Source organism: Mycolicibacterium phocaicum (genome assembly GCF_010731115.1).
In the GTDB taxonomy this organism is placed as follows: domain Bacteria; phylum Actinomycetota; class Actinomycetes; order Mycobacteriales; family Mycobacteriaceae; genus Mycobacterium; species Mycobacterium phocaicum.
In genome coordinates, this window is the sequence record NZ_AP022616.1 from 4,415,952 (window position 1) to 4,438,525 (window position 22,574).

23 protein-coding genes are annotated in these 22,574 nt (G+C 69.1%); 18 read left to right on the forward strand and 5 right to left on the reverse strand.

Annotated elements, in window-relative coordinates; genetic code table 11:
- Positions 1–13: 13 nt before the first annotated feature.
- On the reverse strand, positions 14–502 hold the full coding sequence (locus G6N46_RS21085; protein ID WP_060999633.1) for an inorganic diphosphatase: 489 nt from the start codon (positions 500–502) through the stop codon (positions 14–16).
- A gap of 89 nt (positions 503–591) precedes the next feature.
- Between G6N46_RS21085 and dacB the strand changes: the two genes are divergently transcribed.
- From dacB to G6N46_RS21110, 5 genes are read left to right on the forward strand one after another with little or no spacing between them, the layout of a single operon-like run.
- Positions 592–1,962 (forward strand): D-alanyl-D-alanine carboxypeptidase/D-alanyl-D-alanine endopeptidase, encoded by a 1,371-nt coding sequence (dacB, locus tag G6N46_RS21090; protein ID WP_138250910.1) that lies wholly within the window; start codon positions 592–594, stop codon positions 1,960–1,962.
- Positions 1,959–3,008 (forward strand): Rv3626c family coenzyme F420 biosynthesis-associated protein, encoded by a 1,050-nt coding sequence (locus G6N46_RS21095; protein WP_138250909.1) that lies wholly within the window; start codon positions 1,959–1,961, stop codon positions 3,006–3,008. Before dacB ends, G6N46_RS21095 begins: the two co-directional genes overlap by 4 nt.
- On the forward strand, positions 2,987–3,943 hold the full coding sequence (gene tilS, locus G6N46_RS21100; RefSeq protein ID WP_138250908.1) for a tRNA lysidine(34) synthetase TilS: 957 nt from the start codon (positions 2,987–2,989) through the stop codon (positions 3,941–3,943). The genes G6N46_RS21095 and tilS overlap by 22 nt, the downstream gene beginning before the upstream one ends.
- Positions 3,944–4,001: 58 nt before the next feature.
- Positions 4,002–4,565, forward strand: a complete 564-nt coding sequence (hpt, locus tag G6N46_RS21105; RefSeq protein ID WP_138250907.1) for a hypoxanthine phosphoribosyltransferase — start codon at positions 4,002–4,004, stop codon at positions 4,563–4,565.
- Positions 4,566–4,584: 19 nt separating this feature from the next.
- The gene (locus tag G6N46_RS21110; protein ID WP_138250906.1) at positions 4,585–6,801 is read left to right on the forward strand and encodes a molybdopterin-dependent oxidoreductase; all 2,217 of its coding nucleotides are present in this window, start codon (positions 4,585–4,587) and stop codon (positions 6,799–6,801) included.
- Here G6N46_RS21110 and G6N46_RS21115 read toward each other — a convergent pair.
- From G6N46_RS21115 to G6N46_RS21125, 3 genes are read right to left on the reverse strand one after another with little or no spacing between them, the layout of a single operon-like run.
- Positions 6,798–7,508 (reverse strand): SIMPL domain-containing protein, encoded by a 711-nt coding sequence (locus G6N46_RS21115; protein ID WP_138250905.1) that lies wholly within the window; start codon positions 7,506–7,508, stop codon positions 6,798–6,800. The two genes, G6N46_RS21110 and G6N46_RS21115, sit on opposite strands and share 4 nt — an antisense overlap.
- Before the next feature lie 5 nt (positions 7,509–7,513).
- Positions 7,514–8,698, reverse strand: a complete 1,185-nt coding sequence (locus G6N46_RS21120; protein ID WP_138250904.1) for an LLM class flavin-dependent oxidoreductase — start codon at positions 8,696–8,698, stop codon at positions 7,514–7,516.
- Entirely contained in the window at positions 8,695–9,630 is a 936-nt protein-coding gene (locus tag G6N46_RS21125; RefSeq protein ID WP_275938043.1) for an alpha/beta fold hydrolase, read from the reverse strand. The genes G6N46_RS21120 and G6N46_RS21125 overlap by 4 nt, the downstream gene beginning before the upstream one ends.
- A gap of 132 nt (positions 9,631–9,762) precedes the next feature.
- On the opposite strand from G6N46_RS21125, the gene ftsH reads away from it, so the two are divergent.
- The 11 genes from ftsH (at position 9,763) to G6N46_RS21180 (ending at position 19,062) form a co-directional block, all read left to right on the forward strand.
- The gene (ftsH, locus tag G6N46_RS21130; protein ID WP_138250902.1) at positions 9,763–12,000 is read left to right on the forward strand and encodes an ATP-dependent zinc metalloprotease FtsH; all 2,238 of its coding nucleotides are present in this window, start codon (positions 9,763–9,765) and stop codon (positions 11,998–12,000) included.
- An 8-nt stretch (positions 12,001–12,008) separates the two neighbouring features.
- Positions 12,009–12,617 carry a GTP cyclohydrolase I FolE gene (gene folE, locus G6N46_RS21135; protein ID WP_138250901.1) on the forward strand — a complete coding sequence of 203 codons (609 nt, stop codon included), beginning with the start codon at positions 12,009–12,011 and terminating at the stop codon, positions 12,615–12,617.
- Positions 12,618–12,634: 17 nt separating this feature from the next.
- Entirely contained in the window at positions 12,635–13,429 is a 795-nt protein-coding gene (gene folP, locus G6N46_RS21140; RefSeq protein WP_138250922.1) for a dihydropteroate synthase, read from the forward strand.
- Positions 13,422–13,796 carry a dihydroneopterin aldolase gene (gene folB, locus G6N46_RS21145; RefSeq protein ID WP_061002671.1) on the forward strand — a complete coding sequence of 125 codons (375 nt, stop codon included), beginning with the start codon at positions 13,422–13,424 and terminating at the stop codon, positions 13,794–13,796. The genes folP and folB overlap by 8 nt, the downstream gene beginning before the upstream one ends.
- Positions 13,793–14,296 (forward strand): 2-amino-4-hydroxy-6-hydroxymethyldihydropteridine diphosphokinase, encoded by a 504-nt coding sequence (folK, locus tag G6N46_RS21150; protein ID WP_138250900.1) that lies wholly within the window; start codon positions 13,793–13,795, stop codon positions 14,294–14,296. Before folB ends, folK begins: the two co-directional genes overlap by 4 nt.
- On the forward strand, positions 14,296–14,772 hold the full coding sequence (locus G6N46_RS21155; RefSeq protein ID WP_138250899.1) for a DUF3180 domain-containing protein: 477 nt from the start codon (positions 14,296–14,298) through the stop codon (positions 14,770–14,772). Before folK ends, G6N46_RS21155 begins: the two co-directional genes overlap by 1 nt.
- A gap of 67 nt (positions 14,773–14,839) precedes the next feature.
- On the forward strand, positions 14,840–15,874 hold the full coding sequence (locus tag G6N46_RS21160) for a DUF6779 domain-containing protein (RefSeq protein WP_138250898.1): 1,035 nt from the start codon (positions 14,840–14,842) through the stop codon (positions 15,872–15,874).
- An 80-nt stretch (positions 15,875–15,954) separates the two neighbouring features.
- On the forward strand, positions 15,955–16,881 hold the full coding sequence (locus tag G6N46_RS21165) for a Rossmann-like and DUF2520 domain-containing protein (RefSeq protein ID WP_138250897.1): 927 nt from the start codon (positions 15,955–15,957) through the stop codon (positions 16,879–16,881).
- Positions 16,878–17,846: a pantoate--beta-alanine ligase gene (panC, locus tag G6N46_RS21170; protein ID WP_138250896.1), complete on the forward strand. Its 969-nt coding sequence runs from the start codon at positions 16,878–16,880 to the stop codon at positions 17,844–17,846. Before G6N46_RS21165 ends, panC begins: the two co-directional genes overlap by 4 nt.
- The gene (panD, locus tag G6N46_RS21175; RefSeq protein WP_020100918.1) at positions 17,846–18,253 is read left to right on the forward strand and encodes an aspartate 1-decarboxylase; all 408 of its coding nucleotides are present in this window, start codon (positions 17,846–17,848) and stop codon (positions 18,251–18,253) included. Before panC ends, panD begins: the two co-directional genes overlap by 1 nt.
- Before the next feature lie 5 nt (positions 18,254–18,258).
- Positions 18,259–19,062 (forward strand): type III pantothenate kinase, encoded by an 804-nt coding sequence (locus G6N46_RS21180; RefSeq protein WP_138250895.1) that lies wholly within the window; start codon positions 18,259–18,261, stop codon positions 19,060–19,062.
- Positions 19,063–19,111: 49 nt separating this feature from the next.
- Here the strand turns inward: G6N46_RS21180 and G6N46_RS21185 are convergent, their stop codons facing one another.
- Positions 19,112–20,371, reverse strand: coding sequence for an alanine racemase (locus G6N46_RS21185; protein ID WP_163692934.1), 1,260 nt, complete (start codon positions 20,369–20,371; stop codon positions 19,112–19,114).
- Positions 20,372–20,395: 24 nt separating this feature from the next.
- Between G6N46_RS21185 and lysS the strand changes: the two genes are divergently transcribed.
- Positions 20,396–21,898 (forward strand): lysine--tRNA ligase, encoded by a 1,503-nt coding sequence (gene lysS / locus G6N46_RS21190; protein WP_138250893.1) that lies wholly within the window; start codon positions 20,396–20,398, stop codon positions 21,896–21,898.
- A gap of 110 nt (positions 21,899–22,008) precedes the next feature.
- The gene (gene lsr2, locus G6N46_RS21195; RefSeq protein ID WP_138250892.1) at positions 22,009–22,356 is read left to right on the forward strand and encodes a histone-like nucleoid-structuring protein Lsr2; all 348 of its coding nucleotides are present in this window, start codon (positions 22,009–22,011) and stop codon (positions 22,354–22,356) included.
- Positions 22,357–22,574: the final 218 nt, after the last annotated feature.

Here is a 22,574-nt window from a genome sequence, read left to right on the forward strand (position 1 = left end):
AAGAAACGAAAGATCAGTGCTCTTGCTCTTCGAACCGGGCGATCGAGCGGGCCAGTTCTTCTTCGGCCTCTTTGCGACCGACCCAGTCGGCGGCCTTGACGAACTTGCCCGGCTCCAGGTCCTTGTAGTGCACGAAGAAGTGCTTGATGGCGTCCAGCTCGAACTCCGAGATGTCGCCGACGTCCTGGATGTGCTCCCAGCGCGGGTCACCCGCGGGCACGCACAGCAGCTTGTCGTCGCCGCCGGCTTCGTCGGTCATCTTGAACATGGCGACGGGGCGGGCGTCGACGATGCAGCCCGGGAAGACCGACTCGGTCAGCAGCACCAGCGCGTCCAGCGGGTCGCCGTCCTCGCCGAGGGTGTTCTCGAAGAACCCGTAATCGGTGGGGTAGCCCATGGGGGTGAAGAGGTAGCGGTCGAGCTTCACCCGCCCGGTCTCGTGGTCCACTTCGTACTTGTTCCGCGAACCCTTGGGGATCTCGATGACGACTTCGTGCTCCACCGGGAGACTCCTTAGCTCTGTGCTGATGACGGGCTACACCTTAGACGAGCGATACCCTGCTGAGTGACCCGTACGAGTTCAGGAGCAACATGCGGCCCACCCGGTGGCGCCGATCGACCCACTTGGTGATCGGTGTGGCAGTTCTCGTGCTGGTTGCCGCGCTGGTGGCGGCCGCCGCGGTGATGACGCGGCACGACGCCGTCCCCGCGGCGGGGGCGACGGTCAAGCCGCAACCCGCGCTCGTCTCGCCGCGACCTGGCGTGCAGCCCGTTTCCGACGCCGCCGCGCAAGTGGTGCCCGCGCAGCTCGCCGCCGTATTGGCGCCGCTGGCCGCCAACCCGAATCTCGGCATGCTCGGGGGACGGATCACCGATGCGATCACCGGCACCCAGCTGTGGGCGCAGGGCGCGAACATTCCCCTGCAGCCCGCCTCCACCAACAAGACCCTGACTGCGGCCGCGGCGCTGCTGACCCTCGACCGCAACGCCCGGCTGACCACCACGGTCGTGTCGGGCGACACCCCGGGCGTCGTGGTGCTCAAGGGCGGCGGCGACCCGACGCTGTCGGCGGCGCCGCCGGGCACCGACACCTGGTACGGCGACGCGGCCCGGATCTCCGACCTGGCCGACCAGGTCCGGAAGGCCGGCGTCTCCCCGAGGGCAATTCAGGTCGACATCAGCCTCTACTCCGGCCCGACGATGGCGCCGGGCTGGGACGTCGCCGACATCGACGGCGGCGACTGGGCCCCGATCCAGTCGGTGATGGTCGACGCCGGTCGCATCCAGCCCACCACCGTCGAGTCCAGGCGCTCGACGACGCCGGCGCTCGACGCCGGCCGCGCTCTGGCGTCGGCCCTGCGGGTCGACCCCGCCAACGTGACACTCCGCACCACCCCCGCCGGTGGCCAGCAGCTCGCCGCGGTGCAATCCCCGCCGCTGATCGAGCGCCTGCGCGAGATGATGGGCGCCTCCGACAACGTGATGGCCGAGTCGATCGGCCGTGAGGTCGCCGCCGCGGTGAACCAGCCGCAGAGTTTCGACGGCGGCGTACGTGCCGTCCTCGGCCAGCTGGCGAAGGCGGGATTGACCACCTCGGGTGCGACGCTGTTCGACGCCAGCGGCCTGTCGGTCAACGACCGGCTCACCGCGACGGTCCTCGACGACGTCGTCAACGCCGCGGCCGGCACCAGCGAGCCCCGCCTGCGCCCGCTACTCGACGTGCTGCCGATCGCCGGCGGCAGCGGCACGTTGTGGAACCGCTACGCCGACACCTCGTCGGCCGGATACCTGCGTGCCAAGACCGGTTCGCTGACCGGCACCAACGCGCTGGCGGGCATCGTCACCGACCAGAGCGGACGGGTCCTGACCTTCGCGCTCATCTCCAACAACGCCGGTCCGGAAGGACGCACCGCGCTGGACGCCCTCGCCGCGGCGTTCCGGTCCTGCGGGTGCGGCACGTGAGCCGGAAGCCGACCGTCGGCAAGGCCGTCGACTGGGGCTTCGCCGCCACGGTCGGGGCAAAGCTGACCCGCCCGGAACCGGCGACCACCGACTACACCCGTAACCAGGTGCGCGCGCAGCTCGCCGATTCGGCCCGCCGGGCCGAGCTCCCGGTGCGGGAGGTGACGCTGCTCAACGAGGGCGCCGAGGTGCCCGAAGCCCGCGTCATCGACCGGCAGGACTGGGTGCGCGCCGCCACCGAGTCCATGCGGGTGATGACCGGTGGCGAAACCACAAGCCCCACAGGCCTGGCCGCGAAGCTGGCCGGCCGGGTCACCGGCGCGCAGACGGGCGCGGTACTGGCGTTCGTGTCGTCGGGCATCCTCGGGCAGTACGACCCCTTCGCCGGCAATGGCGGCGAGCTGTTGCTGGTCGCCCCGAATGTGCTTGCCGCAGAACGGCAATTGAAGGTCGAACCCGCCGACTTCCGGCTGTGGGTGTGCCTGCACGAGGTGACGCACCGCGTGCAGTTCCGGGCCAACCCGTGGCTCACCGAGCACATGTCGCAGGCGCTGGCGGTGCTGACCGACGAGTCCGGGCTGGACGCCGGCGACATCGTCGGCCGGCTGGCCGAGTACGTGCGGGCGCAGCGAGACGGCGAGGCCGACGCGAATTCGCAGGGCATCCTGGGCATCATGCGGATCATGCAGTCCGACGAGCAGCAGCGTGCGCTGGATCAGCTGCTGGTGCTGGGGACGCTGCTGGAAGGCCACGCCGACCACGTGATGGACGCCGTCGGCCCGGCGGTGGTGCCGTCGGTGGCCACCATCCGCAGCCGGTTCGACGAGCGCCGGCACCGCAAACAGTCTCCACTGCAACGGATTGTCCGCGCCCTGCTCGGGGTCGACGCCAAGATCGCCCAGTACACCCGCGGTAAGAAGTTTGTCGACGAGGTGGTGTCGACGGTCGGTATGAAGCGGTTCAACGCGATCTGGACCGACGCCGAAACCCTGCCGCTGCCAACCGAAATCGACGAGCCGCGGCGATGGATCGATCGAGTGCTCTGACACCGCTGCGCGCGGCTGTCACCGCCTTCGCACGCCGGTATCCGGCCGACCGGTGGTGTGTCGGGCTCTCCGGTGGCGCCGACTCGCTGGCGCTGACGGCCGTCGCGGCCGCGCTCAAACCGACCACCGCGTTGATCGTCGACCACGGCCTGCAAACCGGATCGGCCGAGGTGGCCGCCACTGCGGCGGCACAGGCCCGGCAGCTGGGTTGTGTTGCCGCGCAAGTGATCTCCGTGGCTGTCGGTACCGAGGGCGGCCCGGAGGCCGCGGCCCGCGCCGCGCGCTACGCGGCATTGGACGCCGCCCGCGGGGGTGCTGCGGTGTTGCTCGCGCACACCCTCGACGACCAGGCCGAGACGGTACTGCTCGGGCTGGGGCGCGGTTCGGGCCCGAGATCCATTGCCGGGATGCGACTTTGGGACCCGCCGTGGGGACGGCCGCTGCTCGAGGTGCGACGCGCCGACACCGAAGCCGCCTGCGCCGAGCTGGGGCTCGCGCCATGGCGCGACCCGCACAACACCGACCCGCGCTACACCCGGGTCCGGCTGCGCACCGAGGTGCTGCCGCTGCTGGAGGACGTGTTGGCCGGCGGCGTCGCGCCCGCGCTGGCCCGGACCGCCGCGGCGCTGCGGGAGGACAACGACGCCCTCGACGCGCTGGCGGCCGGGCACCTGGCTGCCCTGCGTACCGATGACGGCCTGACCGTCGCCGGGCTCGAGGATCTCCCGGCCGCACTGCGTCGCCGGGTGATCCGCGGCTGGCTGCTGAGCGTCGGGGCCACCATGCTCACCGACGTCCAGCTGCGCGCCGTCGATGCGCTCGTGGGGGACTGGCACGGGCAGGGCGGCGCGGCCGTCAGCTCCCCGCTGCGGTACCAGCGCCTGATCGTCACGCGACGCGCCGGACTGCTCACCGCCGCTGCCCAGCCGGTGTGAGCGACCGCCGAGCGGGACGGTCTTGGTACTCGGCGAGGCAACGTGGCACGCTGTTGCCGTGGAGCTGTATCCGGGTGACATCAAGTCGGTTCTCCTGTCTCAGGAGCAGGTTCAGGCGCGCATCGCCGAGATGGCCGCGCTCATCGCCGAGGACTACCGCGCCGACTCCGGCGACCAGGACCTCCTGCTGATCACCGTGCTCAAGGGTGCGGTCATGTTCGTCACCGACCTGGCCCGCGCGATCCCGCTGCCGACGCAGCTGGAATTCATGGCGGTCAGCTCCTACGGGTCGTCGACCTCGTCGTCGGGCGTCGTGCGCATCCTCAAGGACCTCGACCGCGACATCAGCGGCCGCGACGTGCTGATCGTCGAGGACATCATCGACTCCGGCCTGACGCTGTCGTGGCTGCTGCGCAACCTGGCGACGCGCGGCCCGCGCTCGCTGCGGGTGTGCACGCTGCTGCGCAAGCCCGACGCCATGCGCGCCGACATCGACGTCGCGCACATCGGCTTCGACATCCCCGACGAGTTCGTCGTCGGCTACGGCCTGGACTACGACGAGCGCTACCGCGACCTGCCGTACATCGGCACGCTCGATCCGAAGGTGTACGAAGCGCACTAGACGGAGCACAATCCGGGGCATGGAAACCGCGCTCCGGATCTGCCCCTTCTGCGAAGCCACCTGCGGCCTGACCCTCACCATCGACGACGGCCGCGTCACGGCCGCGCGCGGTGACCACGACGACGTCTTCAGCGCGGGGTTCATCTGCCCCAAGGGCGCCAGCTTCGGCGAGCTCGACAACGATCCCGACCGCCTCGTCGGCCCGCTCGTGCGCCGCGACGGCGTGCTCACCGAGGCGACCTGGGACGAGGCCTATGCCGTCGTCGCCGAGCGGCTCGGCGCGGTGATCGCCGCTCACGGCGGCGCGTCGGTCGGGGTGTACCTCGGCAATCCGAATGCGCACACCATCGCGGGCGCGCTGTATGCCCCGCTGATCCTCAAAGCCTTGGGCACCCGCCAGGTGTTCAGTGCCAGCACCCTCGACCAGATGCCCAAACACGTTGCGCTGGGCCTGATGTTCGGCAGCCCGGGCGCGTTCGCGGTGCCCGACCTCGACCGCGCCGACCACCTCGTGATCATCGGCGCGAATCCGCTGGTGTCCAACGGCAGCGTGACCACCGCCGCCGACTTCCCCGGCAAGCTGCGGGCGCTCAAGAAGCGCGGCGGCAAGCTCGTGGTGATCGACCCGGCGCGCACCCAGACCGCCAAGCTCGCCGACCGGCACCTGGCGCCGCGTCCGGGGACCGACGCGGCGCTGCTGCTGGCCGTCGTGCACGTCCTGTTCGACGAAGGTCTTGTCGATCTCGGCGCGAATGCCGACCACGTCATCGGCGTCGAGCAGGTGCGCGCGCTCGCCGCCGACTTCGCGCCCGACGCCGTCGAACAGGCCTGTGGTGTCGGCGCCGACGAGATCCGCGAACTGGCCCGCGAGCTCGCGGCAGCGCCGACGGCGGCCGTGTACGGCCGGATCGGCACCTCCACAGTCGAATTCGGCACCATCGGCAGCTGGCTGGTCGACGTCATCAACGTCCTCACCGGCAACCTGGACCGGCCCGGCGGCGTGATGTTCCCGCTCGGCGCGGCGGTCCCGGCGCCGCGGCCCCCCAAACCCGGCCGAGGATTCCGGACGGGCCGGTGGGCCAGCCGGGTGTCCGGCTACCCCGAGGTGATGTCCGAGTTGCCGGCCACCGCACTCGCCGAGGAGATCGACACCGCGGGCGATGGGCAGATCAAGGCGATGATCACCATCGCGGGCAACCCCGTGCTGTCCGCGCCGGACGGCGACCGGCTCGACAAGGCCTTGGACAGTGTGGAATTCATGCTGTCCGTCGACCCCTATCTCAACGAGACGACGCGGCACGCCGACGTCATCCTGCCGCCGCCCCCGCCCTCGCAGAGTCCGCATTTCGATGTCCTGCTGAACAACCTCGCGGTGCGCAACAACGTGCGCTACTCGCCGCCGGTGCTGCCGCCGGCCGACCGGCCGGACGAGGCGGCGATTCTGTCGCGGGTTGCCTTGATCCTGTCCGGCCTTGGGGCACAAGCAGATCCCGCGCTGGTCGACGCGCAGGTGATCGCGATGACGCTGGCCAAGGAGACGCAGGACCCCGATTCGCCGGTCGCCGGACGCGATGTCGACGAACTGACCGGCATGCTGCCCGCGGGTCCCGGCTATGAGCGCCGGCTCGACATGATGCTGCGGCTCGGGCCCTACGGTGACGCGTTCGGCGCCAAGCCCGAGGGCCTCACCCTCGAGAAGCTCAAGGCCAATCCGCACGGCATCGATCTGGGCGCAATGCAGCCGAGAATCCCCGAGGTACTCCGAACCCCCAGTGGGCGAATCGAACTCGCGCCCGAACCGATCGTCGCCGACGTGGCGCGGCTACAAGAGGCGCTGAGCCGCTCGGCCGGCGGCTTCCTGCTCATCGGCCGTCGCCACCTGCGCTCCAACAACAGCTGGATGCACAACCTGCCCGCGCTGTCGGGTGGCTCCAATCGCTGCACGCTGCAGATTCACCCCGACGACGCCGCCGATCTGGGCCTCACCGACGTCGCCATCATCAAGGGTCCGGGCGGTGAACTGCTCGCCCCGATCGAGGTGACGGACGTGATGCGCCGCGGCGTGGTGTCGCTGCCGCACGGCTGGGGCCACAACCGCGGCGGCACCGGTCAGCAGCTCGCGAGCAGCCATCCGGGCGTCAACGTCAACCAGCTCAACGACGGCACCCACCTGGACCGGCTGTCCGGTACCGCCGTGCTGAACGGGATTCCGGTCGAAATCGCAGCGGCCGGCTAACCCAGCTCCCAGATCACCGTCACCGAGAAGCTGACGGTCTGCTGACCGGGGGACAGCGGCACGGCTTCGGCCATCGCCATCCGCGGGGCCGGCATGGGCGTCGGGGTGGTGCCGCCGGTGGCCTCGGAGATGGAGACCACCTTGCCCAGGCTCAGCCCGGACAGCTGCGCGTACTGCTGGGCGCGGGCCTTGGCGTCGTCGAAGGCATGCGTGCGGGCGTCTTTCACCAGCTGCGAGTCGTCGTCGATCGAGTAGGCGACGTTGCTGATGCGCGTGGCATTGCCACCGGCGGTGACGATCTTCGCCAGCACCTGTGACGCGGTGTCGAGCTTGCGGATCTTGATGTCGATGGTGTTGCTGGCCCGGTATCCGGTGATGACGGAGTCGCGGTAGTCGGGCTGCAGCTCGACCTGCTTGGTGGCGATGTCCTTCTTGTCGATGCCGGCACCGCTCAGCGCGTCGATCACGGCTTGCTGACGGCTGCTGGTCTGGTTCATCGCGGCGGTGACGTCGGGCGCGGTCGCCTCGATGGACGCGGTGACGTTGAGGGTGTCCGGCGTGCCCTGGACCTTGCCGTTGCCGACGACGGTGACCTGGCGGCTCTCGGGCTTGGTGTCGTCGGAACCGCAGCCGGCGACGCCGGCGGTTGTGGCGATCGCCAGTCCGGCGAGGGTCAGGGCGGCAGTACGGCGGGTCGCGAATGGCATGGTTTTCAGCGTACCGACGTGTCTTTGGTGTGTTCGGCGATCGCGTTGCCGACGGCCTCGCCGACGCGGCCGAACAGCTGGTCGCGCAGGCCTTTTGCCCATTCGTGCGAGGCGTGCGGTGCCGTGAGCTGACCCTTGAAATGCGGGATCACCTCACGGGCGAACAGTTCGTACGAGTGCATGGTGGCCGCGGGCGGCGCCCAGTCGTGACCCAGCATCAGGAACGTGCCGAAGCCGCCGGAACGGTCCAGCATGTCCTGGATGTAGCCGATGCAGTCGGCGGGCGTGCCGATGCAGCAATTGCCTTTGGCCGCATAGTCTTCGACGAACTGCCGCGACGTCGGCGCCGGGCCGGTCTGGCTGCCCAGCGGGACGAAGCCGGCCGCGCCGAAGTAGTTCGAGAAGTCTTCCAGGCCGTAGGTGCAGTCCTCGATGGCCTGCTCGCGGGTGTCGGCCAGGTGCACGACGCCCAGCACCCGCCAGCCGCGGCGGTCCGGCTCGGGCCGCCCGGCTTTCGCGGCCTGGTCGCACACCACGTCCCACGTGGTCTCGAGGGCGGCGTAGCCGCCGGGCACCGACATCGACAGCGAAAGCAGTGACGTGCCCAGCTGTCCGGCGAGCCGCGGCCCAGATGGGGAAACCATTGCCGCCGTGGATATCTCGGGGTATGGCCAGGTGTACGGCCGGATGTGCAGGGCGGCGTCACGCAGCGTGAACCAGTCCGTCTCACGGGTGATCCGCGCATCGGGGTCGGCCCGGAACAGCGCGAGGATGGCCTCCAGCGACTCCTGCTGCATACGGCGCTGGTTCACCGGATCGATGCCCATCATGTAGGCATCCGACGGCAGTGCGCCCGGGCCGGTGCCGAACATGACGCGGCCGCGGGTCAGGTGGTCGAGCAGCACCCAGCGGTCGGCGACCATCAGCGGATGGTGGTACGGCAGCGACACCACGCCGGTGCCGAACCGGATGTTCTTCGTGCGTTCGGCCGCCGTGGCGATGAAAACCTCGGGGCAGGCGATCAATTCGTAACCGCCGGAATGGTGTTCACCGAACCACACCTCGTCGTAGCCCAGCTGGTCCAGCCGCACGGTGCGTTCCAGGTCGTATTCCAGTGCCGTCGTCGGAGATTGACCGACCGGGTGGAACGGTGTGATGAAGGCCCCGAAATCCAGTGGGCGACGCGTCATTTCAGTCCCAATCCGTCGATGAATTCGATGAGTATCGCGTTGACCTCGTCGGGACGTTCCTGTTGCAGCCAGTGCCCGGCGCCGTCGATCATGACCTCGCGGTAGTCGCCGGTGACGATGTCCCGGACCCGGTCGCGTGGGGTGAAGCCCAGTACTGGGTCGGCAGTGCCCGCCACGAACAGCGTCGGCACCGTGATGGTCGGGGCGGCAGTGGTCTCCGTGAGCTTCCAGTTCCGGTCGAAGTTGCGGTACCAGTTCAGCGGACCGGTGAAGCCGCTCTCGGTGAAAGCCGTTACGTACGGCTCGAATTCGTCCTCGGTGAGCCAGTCCGGCAGGGGCGGTAGCGGTTTGTCGGCGAGGGTGTCCGGTGGTGCGGCGAAGCCTTCCTCCGCGACCATCCGGCGCATCGAACTCCGGACGTCGCGCCCCAGCGCCGCGTCGGCGGGCCCGGGCTCCTGGAAATAGAGCATGTAGAAGTAGTTGTCGCCGACTCGCCGGCGCCAGATTTCGGTCGGCGGCGCGGCCGCCCGCGGCACCGGCGGCACACTCAGCGCGGCGACGGCCGCCACCCGGTCCGGGTGCAGCAGCGCGAAGTTGCACACCACCGGCGAGCCCCAGTCGTGGCCGACGACCACGGCGCGCTCGGCGCCTCCGCCAACTTCCGAGTCGAGCAGTCCAACGAGGTCCCCGGTGAGGTGGACGATGTCGTAGTCCTCGATGGCCGACGGGCGTGACGAGCCCGCGTAGCCCCGTTGGTCGGGGGCCAGCACGTGGTAGCCCGCCGCGGCGAGGGCCGGGATCTGGTGCCGCCAGGAGTGCGCGAGTTCGGGGAAGCCGTGTGCCAGCACCACGACGGGGGCACCGCGGTCCCCGGCTTCGGTGACCTGCAGCCGCACGCCGTTGGTCTCGACTAACCGTTTGGTGGACGTCATCACCGTTTCACCAAAGCACAGGTTTCCCTCCGGGAACTGCCGATCGTTTGCATAGCGGTAACCTGTGAACTATCCCGCATCTGTGTATCGGAAGGACCTGGCCGACGAGTATTCGCCGGCCGAAATATGTCGATGAAGCGAAAAAACGTCATCCGCACCCTGACCGTCGTCGCGGTCGTGTTGCTGCTGGGTTGGTCTTTCTTCTATTTCAGTGATGACACGCGTGGTTATCACCAGGTCGATACGTCTGTGGCGATGGCCCAGATCAATGCCGGGAACGTCACCGGCGCCCAGATCGACGACCGGGAACAGCAGGTCCGGCTGGACCTGAAGAGCGTCACGGCGGACACCGACAACAGCAACAAGATCATCACGTCGTTCCCGACGGGCTACGCGGTGCCGCTGTTTGACGCGCTCAACGGCAAGAACGTCAAGACCAAGACGGTCGTCAACCAGGGCAGCATCCTCAGCTCGCTGCTGATCTACCTGCTGCCGCTGCTGCTGCTCGTCGGCCTGTTCTTCATGTTCTCGCGTATGCAGGGCGGCGGCCGCATGGGCTTCGGCTTCGGCAAGTCGCGCGCCAAGATGCTCGGAAAGGACATGCCGAAGACGACGTTCGCCGACGTCGCCGGCGTCGACGAGGCCGTCGAAGAGCTCTACGAGATCAAGGACTTCCTGCAGAACCCGAGCCGCTACCAGGCGCTCGGCGCCAAGATCCCGAAGGGCGTGCTGCTCTACGGCCCGCCCGGAACGGGTAAGACGCTGCTGGCGCGCGCCGTCGCCGGCGAGGCCGGCGTGCCGTTCTTCACCATCTCCGGTTCGGACTTCGTCGAGATGTTCGTCGGTGTCGGTGCGTCCCGCGTGCGTGACCTGTTCGAGCAGGCCAAGCAGAACAGCCCGTGCATCATCTTCGTCGACGAGATCGACGCCGTCGGCCGCCAGCGTGGCGCCGGCCTGGGTGGTGGCCACGACGAGCGCGAGCAGACGCTGAACCAGCTGCTTGTCGAGATGGACGGCTTCGGCGACCGCCAGGGCGTCATCCTGATCGCCGCGACCAACCGGCCCGACATCCTGGACCCGGCGCTGCTGCGTCCGGGCCGTTTCGACCGCCAGATCCCGGTGTCGGCACCCGACCTGGCCGGCCGCAAGGCCGTGCTGCGGGTGCACTCGGCCGGCAAGCCCATCGCCCCCGACGCCGACCTCGACGGCCTGGCCAAGCGGACCGTCGGCATGTCCGGCGCCGACCTGGCCAACGTCATCAACGAGGCCGCGCTGCTGACGGCCCGCGAGAACGCCACCGTGATCACCGGCCCGGCGCTGGAAGAGGCCGTCGACCGCGTCATCGGTGGCCCGCGCCGCAAGGGCCGCATCATCAGCGAGCTGGAAAAGAAGATCACCGCCTACCACGAGGCCGGGCACACGCTGGCCGGCTGGGCCATGCCGCACCTGGACCCCGTGTACAAGGTGACGATCCTGGCCCGTGGCCGCACCGGCGGGCACGCCGTCGCCGTCCCCGAGGACGACAAGGGCATGCAGACGCGTTCGGAACTGATCGCGCGCCTGGTCATGGCGATCGGCGGCCGCGCCGCGGAGGAGCTGATCTTCCGGGAGCCCACGACCGGCGCGGTGTCCGACATCGAGAACGCCACCAAGATCGCCCGCGCCATGGTCACCGAGTTCGGTATGAGCGCCAAGCTGGGCGCCGTCCGGTACGGCACCGAGCACGGGGATCCGTTCCTGGGCCGCACCATGGGCACGCAGGCTGATTTCGGTCACGAGGTCGCCCGCGACATCGACGACGAGGTGCGCAAGCTCATCGAAGCCGCCCACACCGAGGCGTGGGATGTGCTGACGCAGTACCGCGACGTCCTGGACGACCTGGCCGGCGAGCTGCTCGAGAAGGAGACGCTGCACCGCCCCGACCTCGAGCGCATCCTGGTGGGTGTCGAGAAGCGTCCCCGCCTGACGATGTTCGACGACTTCGGTGGTCGCATCCCGTCGGAGAAGCCGCCCATCAAGACGCCCGGTGAACTGGCCATCGAGCGCGGCGAGCCCTGGCCGCCGCCCGTTCAGGAGCCGGCGTTCAAGGCGGCCATCGCCGCGGCCAGCCAGGCCGCGGCCGGAGCCGGCGTCAACGGCACCAATGGCGCACACGCCGCACCGAACGGTCAACCCCAGCACGGCCAGACCCAGCCGAACTACGGCGCGCCCGCGGGCTGGCAGGCACCGGGCTGGCCGCCGCAGCATGGCCACGGCCAGCAGGGCCAGTGGTACCCGCAGCCGGGCTGGGGCCAGCCCGGTCCGCCGCCGGGCTACCAGCCGTATCCGCAGCAGCCGGCACCGCCGCCGGCCAAACCCAACGACGAGTAGGCGCATAGATGACGCGGTCGCAGATCCATTCGGCCACGCTCACCGTCCCGACGTTCGATCACGATCGAGCCGAGGCCGCGGTGCGTGAGTTGCTGCTCGCAGTGGGCGAGGACCCGGACCGCGACGGCCTGCGGGATACGCCGGGCCGTGTCGCCCGCGCCTTCCAGGAGATCTTCGGCGGGCTGTACACCGACCCCGATGCCGTGCTCGACACCACCTTCGACGAGGGGCACGACGAGCTGGTGCTGGTCAAGGACATCCCGATGTACTCGACCTGCGAGCACCACCTGGTGTCGTTCCACGGCGTCGCGCACGTCGGCTACATCCCGGGCGAGGACGGCCGGGTGACCGGGCTGTCCAAGATCGCCCGCCTGGTCGATCTGTACGCCAAGCGGCCCCAGGTGCAGGAGCGGCTGACGGGCCAGATCGCCGACGCCCTGATGCGCAAGCTGAACCCGCAGGGCGCCATCGTGGTGGTCGAGGCCGAGCACCTGTGCATGGCGATGCGCGGCGTCCGCAAGCCCGGCGCGGTGACCACCACCTCGGCGGTGCGCGGTCAGTTCAAGACCTGCGCGTCGTCGCGAGCCGAGGCGCTGGATCTGATCCTGCGGAAGTGACACTCCCCACGCAGGTCATGGGCGTCGTCAACGTGACGGCCGACTCGTTCTCCGACGGCGGACGCTACCTCGACCACGACCGCGCGATCCAGCACGGCCTGACGCTGGCGGCCCAGGGGGCGCAGATCATCGACGTCGGCGGCGAATCCACCCGGCCCGGCGCCGCCCGGCTGGATCCCGAGGTCGAACGCGGCCGCGTCCTGCCGGTGATCAGAGAGCTTGTCGCACAAGGCATCACCGTCAGCGTCGACACCATGCACGCCGACGTGGCGGAGGCCGCGCTGGAATGCGGTGTGCACATCGTCAACGACGTGTCGGGCGGCCGGGCCGACCCGAACATGGCCCCGCTGCTGGCGGGCGCGCGGGTGCCGTGGGTCCTGATGCACTGGCGCGAGGTCGACGCCGAGCAGCCGCACCGGATTCCGGAGTACGCCGACGTGGTGGCCGACGTGCGGGCGGAACTGCTCGCCGCGGTCGACGACGCCGTCGCGGCCGGGGTGGCGCCCGGGAACCTGATCATCGATCCGGGGCTGGGTTTCGCCAAGTCGGCGCGGCACAATTGGGCGCTGCTGAGGGCGCTGCCCGAGCTGGTCGCGACCGGCATCCCGGTGCTGGTCGGGGCGTCGCGCAAGCGGTTTCTCGGCACTCTGCTGGCGGATGCCGACGGCACGCCGCGCGAACCCGACGGCCGCGAGACGGCCACCGCGGTGATCTCGGCGCTGGCTGCGCAGCAGGGCGCGTGGGGCGTGCGGGTACATGATGTCCGGGCGTCGGTGGATGCGGTGAAAGTGGTGGGGGCCTGGCATGGCTGATCGAATCGAATTGCGCGGCTTGACCGTTCGTGGCAACCACGGGGTCTTCGACCATGAGCGCGAGGACGGGCAGGACTTCGTCGTCGACATCACGGTGTGGATCGACCTGGTCGCTGCCGCCATGAGCGACGAACTGTCGGACACCCTCGACTACGGCGCGCTGGCGCAGCAGGCGGCCGACATCATCGCCGGGCCGCCGCGGAATCTGATCGAGACGGTGTCCGCCGAGATCGCCGATTCGGTGATGACCGACCAGCGCGTCCACGCCGTGGAGGTGGTGCTGCACAAACCCAGCGCGCCGATCCCGTTGACGTTCAAGGACGTTGCCGTCGTAGCGCGCAGGTCCAGGCGGGGCGGCAGAGGGTGACGGCCGTCGTCCTTTCCATCGGCTCCAACCTGGGCGACCGGCTCGCCCACCTGCAGTCGGTTGTCTCCGGGCTGCGCGGTGCGGTCCGGGCCGTCTCCCCGGTCTACGAGACCGATGCCTGGGGCGGCGTCGAGCAGGGGCCGTTCCTGAATGCCGTGCTGCTGGCCGACGATCCCGGCCTCGACGGCCCGGGCTGGCTCCGCCGGGCCCATGAGTTCGAGAACGCAGCCGGCCGGGTGCGCGAACAGCATTGGGGGCCAAGAACTCTCGACGTCGACATCGTCAGCTGCCAGGACGGCGACGCCGAAGTGCGCTCCGACGATCCGGCCCTGACGTTGCCGCACCCCTTCGCGCAGCATCGCGCCTTCGTGCTGGTGCCGTGGCTGGCCGCCGACCCGGCGGCGACGCTCGCGGGGGTTCCGGTAGCCGAGCTGCTGGCCGCCATCGACGCCGGCGAACGCGACGGGGTACGCCGCACCGACCTGGCGCTGATGCCCTGATGGGACCCACCCGGAAGCGGGACCTGGCGATCGGCACGGTGCTGGCCACGGTCGTCGCGTACCTGCTGGTGATCCTGGTGTACCGCTGGTTCCCGCCGATCACGGTGTGGACGGGCTTGTCGCTGTTGGCCTTTGCCGCTGTGGAGGCGGGCTGGGCGTTCTTCCTGCGCGCCAAGATCCGCGACGGCGCCATCGGGGTGGGGGCCGGCCGGATCCATCCGCTGGCGGTCGCGCGGTCTGTCGTGGTGGCCAAGGCGTCGGCCTGGGTCGGCGCGCTGGCCCTCGGCTGGTGGCTCGGCGTGCTCGGCTACGTGCTCCCGCGGCGCGGCGTGCTGCGGGTGGCGGCGGCCGATTTTCCGGGTGCCACGGTCGCTGCGGTGAGCGCACTGGCCCTGGTGGTGGCAGGTATGTGGTTGCAGCATTGCTGCCGCGCGCCGCTGGACCCGCCGGAGAAGTCCGACGGCGCAACCGAATAGGTAACGATCCGCCCGGACCGGGTGTCGGTCGACCTGCGAGGGGAACGCAAAACGGTACAGTCAGCCCATGATCGATCCGACCCGGGCTGCGCGCGGTAGGCGTGCGAACCGCAGGCCGGGTTGGTTGCTGCTGACAGCATTGCTGGTGCTCGCGATCATCGCCAGCTCGGCGCTGGTGTTCACCGATCAGGTCGAGTTGCTGAAACTCGCTGTGGTCATTGCCCTGTGGGCCGCGGTGGCGGCGGCGTTCGCCTCGTTCATCTATCGGCGCCAGGCCGATCTGGACCAGGCCCGGGCCCGCGACCTCAAGCTCGTCTACGACCTGCAGCTGGACCGCGAGATCGCGGCGCGCCGCGAATACGAACTGTCGCTGGAATCGCACCTGCGCCGTGAGCTGGCCTCCGAACTGCGTGCCCAGTCGGCCGACGAGGTCGCGGCGCTGCGGGCGGAGCTGGCCGCGTTGCGCGCCAACCTCGAGTTCTACTTCGACACCGATCTGGCGCACCGCCCGGCGCTCGAGACCGACCGCAGCGGGCAGTCCGCGCCGGTCGGCCGCGTCGTCGCCAGCCGGATCGACACCGAGGACCGGCCGGACCTGGTGTCGGAGCCGAACACCGAAGAGAGCCCCATCATCGACGTGGCGGCCGAGCCGCACGTGCCGCCCGACCCATGGGCACCGCCGCCCCCACCGCCGCAGCCGCCGTTCGGCGGGGCGCACCGGCGTCCTCCGCAGCCGGGACCGTCCGACTGGCAGCCGACGCCGGCCGAAGGACAGTGGATCCCGGCCGGGCAACCGGGTAGCAACTGGGCGGCCCCGGTGCCGGACCGTGGTCCCGAACCGACGATGACGCTGCCCGTCGTCCCGCCCGCCCCCGAGCCGGCGCCCGAGCCGCCGCGGCGGGGTCGCCACGGGGCCCCCGCCGAACCGGTCACCGCGCCGCCCGCGGCAGAGACCCCTGTCACATCCGGTCGCCGGCGCCGAGCTGAGCCCGAAGACGAACCCGCAGGTCAGCACGTTGGCGGCCAGCCAGCCGCCGAATTGTTGGCACGGCTGCAGGCCAACACCAGCGGCGGCGGCCGTCGACGTCGCCGCGAGGACTGAGCTACGCTCTGCGGTGACCGTCCGGTACCTGCCAGGCAGGACTGGAACGTTGAGAAACCACCAAATGTGAGGTCGCTGCAATGAAGCAGCTCGACGGACTGCGTCCGGCCCGGCTCACTGTCGGAATCATTTCCGCAGGGCGGGTCGGCAGTGCGCTGGGTGTTGCGCTGGAGCGCGCCGACCACGTCGTCGTCGCGTGTAGCGCGATCTCCCATGCGTCGCGCGGCCGTGCCGAGCGCCGGCTGCCCGATACCCAGGTGTTGCCCGCGCACGACGTCGCCGCGAAGGCCGAACTCCTGCTGCTGGCTGTGCCCGACGCCGAGCTGACGTCGGTCGTCGCCGGCCTGGCGGCCACCGGATCGGTCCGCCCCGGCACCATCGTCGTGCATACCTCGGGCGCCAACGGCATCGCGGTGCTGGCCCCGCTGACCGAGCAGGGCTGTATCCCACTGGCCATCCACCCGGCCATGACGTTCACCGGCTCGGACGAAGACATCACCCGGCTGTCGGAGACCTGTTTCGGGATCACCGCGGCCGACGACATCGGCTACGCCATCGCCCAGTCCCTCGTCCTCGAGATCGGCGGCGAACCGTTCCGGGTTCGCGAAGACGCCCGCACGCTGTATCACGCAGCCCTGGCGCACGCCGGCAATCACGTCATCACCGTCGTCCTCGACGCTGTCGAAGCCCTGCGCGGCGCACTGGCCGGCCAGGAGCTGCTGGGCCAGGAACTGGTCACGGGCGACCCCGCCGGCATCGCCGAACGCATCCTCGCGCCGCTGGCGCGGGCCTCTCTGGAGAACGCGCTGCAGCGCGGGCAGAGTGCGCTGACGGGTCCGGTGGCGCGGGGTGACGGCGCCGCCGTCGCGGCTCATCTGCACGCGCTGGAGGAAGCGAATCCTCAACTGGCGCAGGCGTATCGGGCCATGTCGCTGCGCACCGCACAACGTGCCCATGCACCCACCGAGGTTTTCGCCGTGTTGAACGACTCAGGGAGAGCGCAGTGACCGATCGCAGGCCGCCGAAGTTCACCGCCGGCGAGCTGAACCTCTACACCAACCCGACCGACGTGTCGGACGTGTCGCGGGTGCTGCGCGCCACGGGGCGCCGGGTGATGCTCGTGCCGACGATGGGTGCGCTGCACGATGGCCACCTGGAACTGGTGCGTTCGGCCAAGAAGGTGCCCGGCGCCGTCGTGGTGGTGTCAATCTTCGTGAACCCCTTGCAGTTCGGCGCGGGGGAGGACCTCGACGCCTACCCGCGCACCCTGGACGCCGACGTCGAGTTGCTGAAGGGCGAGGACGTCGACATCGTCTTCGCGCCCAGTGCCGCCGCCATGTACCCGGGCGGTCAGCGCACGACGGTCATGCCGGGCCCGCTGGGCGCGGAGTTGGAGGGCGGCTCGCGCCCGACGCACTTCGCCGGGATGCTGACCGTGGTGCTCAAGCTGCTGAACATCGTGCGCCCCGACCGCGCGTTCTTCGGCGAAAAGGACTATCAGCAACTGGTTCTGGTGCGCCAGATGGTCGACGACCTCGATCTCGACGTGCGCATCCAGGCGGTGCCGATCGTGCGCGAGAACGACGGCCTGGCCATGTCGTCGCGCAACCGCTACCTCGATGCTGAACAGCGCGAGCAGGCCGGGGCGTTGTCCGCGGCGCTGCTCGCCGGCAAGTACTCCGCGTCGCACGGCGCGGCCGCCGCACTCGATGCGGCCCGGGCGGTCCTCGACGAGGTACCCGCCATCGACGTCGACTATCTGGAGGTCCGGGACCCCTGGCTGGGTCCGGCACCGGCTTCGGGCCCGGCCCGCATGCTGGTGGTGGGCCGGCTCGGCACGACCAGATTGTTGGACAACATCGCCATCGATATCGGTGCATCCGCAGGGATCGACGGTCACCCCAATGTGGGGCCTGCCATCGACCAGGACGGAGCCAATGGCGGCAACCACGAATTACCTTGGAGGAATTGATGTTTCGCACCATGCTGAAGTCCAAGATCCACCGCGCCACGGTGACGCAGGCGGACCTGCACTACGTGGGTTCGGTGACCATCGACGCCGATCTGATGGACGCCGCCGACATCCTCGAGGGTGAGCAGGTCACCATCGTGGACATCGACAACGGCAACCGGCTGGTCACCTACGCCATCACCGGTGAGCGCGGTACCGGCATCATCGGGATCAACGGTGCCGCAGCGCATCTCATCCACCCGGGTGACCTGGTGATCCTCATCGCCTACGCCACCATGGACGACGCCGAGGCCCGCACGTACCAGCCGAACGTCATCTTCGTCGACGCGCAGAACCGGCAGATCGACTTCTCGCACGACGCCGCGCACGTCCCGGACGGTGTCGACGGCCTGCTGTCGCCGCGGTAACGCCGGTGCTGCTGGCAATCGATGTCCGCAACACCCACACCATCGTCGGGTTGATCTCCGGCTCCGGAGATCACGCAAAAGTGGTGCAGAACTGGCGGATTCGCACCGAGTCGGAGGTGACGGCCGACGAGCTCGCGCTGACCATCGACGGGCTGATCGGCGACGACGCCGAAAACCTGCTCGGCGCAACGGGTCTGTCGACGGTGCCGTCGGTGCTGCACGAAATCCGGGTGATGCTGGACCAGTACTGGCCGAAGGTGCCGCACGTGCTGATCGAACCGGGTGTGCGCACCGGCATCCCGTTGCTGGTCGACAACCCGAAAGAGGTCGGGGCCGACCGCATCGTCAATTGTCTTGCCGCGTACCACAAGTACGGCACCGCGGCCATCGTCGTCGACTTCGGGTCGTCGATCTGCGTCGACGTCGTCTCGGCCAAGGGCGAGTTCCTGGGCGGTGCCATCGCGCCCGGTGTCCAGGTGTCCTCGGACGCCGCGGCAGCCCGTTCGGCGGCGCTGCGCCGCGTCGAGCTGACCCGGCCGCGGTCGGTGATCGGCAAGAACACCGTCGAGTGCATGCAGGCCGGCGCGGTGTTCGGGTTCGCCGCCCTGGTGGACGGTCTGGTGAACCGGGTCCGCGAGGATGTCGACGGCTTCGACGGGAACCACATCACGGTGGTGGCCACCGGGCACACCGCGCAACTGGTGCTGCCCGATCTGCGGACCGTGCAGCACTACGAGAAGAACCTGACGCTCGACGGCCTACGGCTGGTCTTCGAGCGCAACCAGCGCAACTCCCGCCGTTCCCAGTGATTTGTGCACGATAATTCGCGCCCACCGCGGAAAATCGTGCACAAATCCCTCAGAAAAATGTGCGGACCAGCTCGACCACCCGGTGGCCGGCGTCGAGCACCGGGATCAGCTGCCATTTGTCGAACACCGTGCACGGGTGCGATACCCCGAACTCCAGCCAGTCGCCGACGGCCAGGCTCTGGTCCGCCGGTGCCAGCCGCAGGTAGGCGTGCTGGTCGTTGAGCTTCTCGACGCGGCTGTCGGGCCGCCCGTACGGCACGGGTAGGTCCTGGTCGAACGACACGTCCCGGCGGCCCATGCCCACGATGGCGAGATCGGGCTCGGGCCGCGACAGCACCTGCGCCCACACGCTCAGCGCGGGGACGAAGTGGCCACCGGAATCAACATCGCCGGCGCGGCCCAGCGGTGTCGTGCGGGCGTACAGACCGTCGTCGTGCGTCAGGTAGCAGCCGCTGCGCAGGACGGTGCGCACCGACATACCGGCGGGCCACCCGGTCAGGACGTCGGCGACCAGGTCGAAGTACGTGCTACCGCCGGCTGTCACCAGGATCTCGTCGGTCTCGAACAACGGGTGCAGCCGGATGACGGTGTCTCGCATCGTGTGCAGGTACGCAGAGACGGCAGCCACCGCGGCGTCGTCGACTGCATGGCCCGTGGCCGCTTCGTATCCGGCGACGCCGACGAGGCGCAGCCGGTCCGAGTCCACCGCCGCGCGCGCCACGGCATCGACCGTCTCGGCGTCACGGCAGCCGGTGCGGCCGCCCGCCTGGCCGACCTCGACGCAGACGTCCACCTGGCGGCGCCTGCCGGTGAGCGCGGACGTCATCAGTTGCACGCCGCGCACCGAGTCCACCCAGCACGTCAGCTCGAAGTCGGGGTTGGCGTCCAGTTCGGCCGCCAGCCAGCGCAGCCCGGTGACGTCGACCAGTTCGTTGGCCAGGATGATCCGGCGGACGCCGAACGCCCGGAACACCCGGACCTGACTGATGGTGGCGGCGGTGACGGCCACCGCCCCGGCGCCCAGCTGGCGGGCGAGCAGCTGCGGGGACATGTGGGTCTTGCCGTGCGGGGCGAGCTGGACGCCGTGGCGGCGGCACCAGCGCGCCATGGTGACCATGTTGTGCACCAGCGACTGCGTACGCAGCGTGCACACCGGCGATACCGCGCCGTCGTCGAACAGACTGGGGCGTCGCCGGCACACCTGAGCAGGGGTCTGGCCCCACCACGAGGCCGGCAGACCCTTGAATTTCCAGTCGATCGGCTCGTGGTCCAGCGCGTCTACGGCGGACTGCTCCAAACTGGTGGCCATGGGCTTCATTTAAGCTGGCATTTCGTGAGCGAAGCCGACAGCCCCGACATTCCAGAGCAGTTCCGCATCCGCCAGGCCAAGCGTGAGCGGCTGCTGGCCGAGGGGCGCGACCCGTATCCGGTCGAGGTGCCGCGTACCCACACCCTGGCCGAGCTGCGGGCGGCCTATCCGGAGCTCGTCGCGGACACCGCGACAGGCGACATCGTCGGCGTGGCAGGGCGCGTCGTCTTCGCCCGGAACTCGGGAAAGCTGTGCTTCGCGACGCTGCAGGAGGGCGACGGCACGCAGCTGCAGGCCATGCTGAGCCTGGACAAGGTGGGCCGGGAGTCGCTCGACGCCTGGAAGTCGGACGTCGACCTGGGCGACATCGTGTTCATCGAGGGCGAGGTCATCAGTTCCCGGCGCGGCGAATTATCTGTGCTTGCCCAGAACTGGCAAATTGTGTCGAAGGCGTTGCGACCGCTTCCCGTCGCGCACAAGGAATTGAATGAAGAGACCCGGGTCCGGCAGCGGTACGTCGACCTGATCGTGCGTCCGGAGGCTCGCAATGTCGCCCGGCAGCGCATTGCTGTGGTGCGGGCATTGCGTTCGGCATTGGAACGTCGCGGCTTTCTCGAAGTCGAGACCCCGATGCTGCAGACGCTGCCGGGTGGCGCCGCCGCGCGCCCGTTCATCACGCACTCCAACGCGCTCGATGCGGATCTGTACCTGCGCATCGCGCCGGAGTTGTTCCTGAAGCGTTGCCTGGTCGGCGGTTTCGAGAAGGTTTTTGAGCTTAATCGGAACTTTCGCAACGAGGGCGCGGATTCCACGCATTCACCGGAATTCGCGATGCTGGAGACTTATCAGGCCTACGGCACATATGACGATTCCGCGATTGTGACGCGTGAGCTTATTCAGGAGGTCGCCGACGAGGCCATTGGTACCCGAATGGTGCCACTGCCCGACGGTTCCACCTATGACCTCGATGGTGAATGGGCGACCGTCGAAATGTATCCGTCGTTGTCGGAAGCGCTGGGTGAGGAGATCACCCCGGAGACCTCCGTCGAGTACCTGTGGAAGGTGGCCGAGCGGCTCGGCGCCGAGATTCCCCGGGACCGTGGATACGGCCACGGGAAATTGATCGAGGAACTGTGGGAGCACACCGTCGGCGATCATCTTTGGGCGCCGACCTTCGTCCGGGATTTCCCGGTGGAGACCACGCCGCTCACGCGCGCGCACCGCAGTATTCCGGGCGTTACAGAAAAATGGGATCTGTATGTCCGGAAGTTCGAGCTCGCCACCGGATATTCGGAGTTGATCGATCCGGTGATTCAACGCGAGCGTTTCGAGGCACAGGCGCGTGCCGCCGCTGCCGGTGACGACGAGGCAATGCGACTTGATGAGGATTTCCTTATCGCATTGGAGTATGCGATGCCGCCGACGACCGGAACAGGAATGGGACTCGACCGCCTGCTGATGGCGTTGACGGGGTTGACGATTAGGGACACGGTTTTGTTCCCGATTGTGCGCCGCCAGGGCGACTGAAAACTGAGCTGACCCTGAGACTTGTTGAAGGAATTCGACTCCTATGCCAGCATTGTTCTGGCAGAGTCGATTCTGCGCTTTAAACGAGGCAGAAGGGTTAGTGTGGGCCGATGGCAAAGAAAGTGACTGTCACGCTCGTCGACGATTTCGACGGTGAAGGCGCGGCGGATGAGACGGTCGAATTTGCTCTCGACGGGGTGAACTACGAGATCGACCTCACCACCAAGAACGCCACCAAGCTTCGGAATGATTTGAAGAAATGGGTCGAGGCCGGCCGGCGGGTCGGTGGACGCCGCCGCGGCCGCGCCGGCACGGGGTCGACGGGGCGTGGTCGCGCGTCCATCGATCGCGAGCAGAGCGCCGCCATCCGGGAATGGGCTCGCCGCAACGGCCACAATGTCTCCAGCCGGGGCCGTATTCCGGCGGAGATCATCGACGCGTTCCACGCCGCCACCTGAGCCGGCGGGCAACAAAAATCAGGGTTGCCCGCGGTTTCTCTGTTCGCTTTCGGCGTAGCCCGGTCAGGCCGATCCGGGAAACGTTTCATAGCCCCAGCGCGTTGGCCTTTTCGCAGCGCTGAGTGGCCCCGCGAGCTAGGGGATACCGCAGGGCACGCATGGTCGCCGCCCATTAGAGTGGACGGTAGGCGCACAGCGTTGCGACACGCGAAGTGACG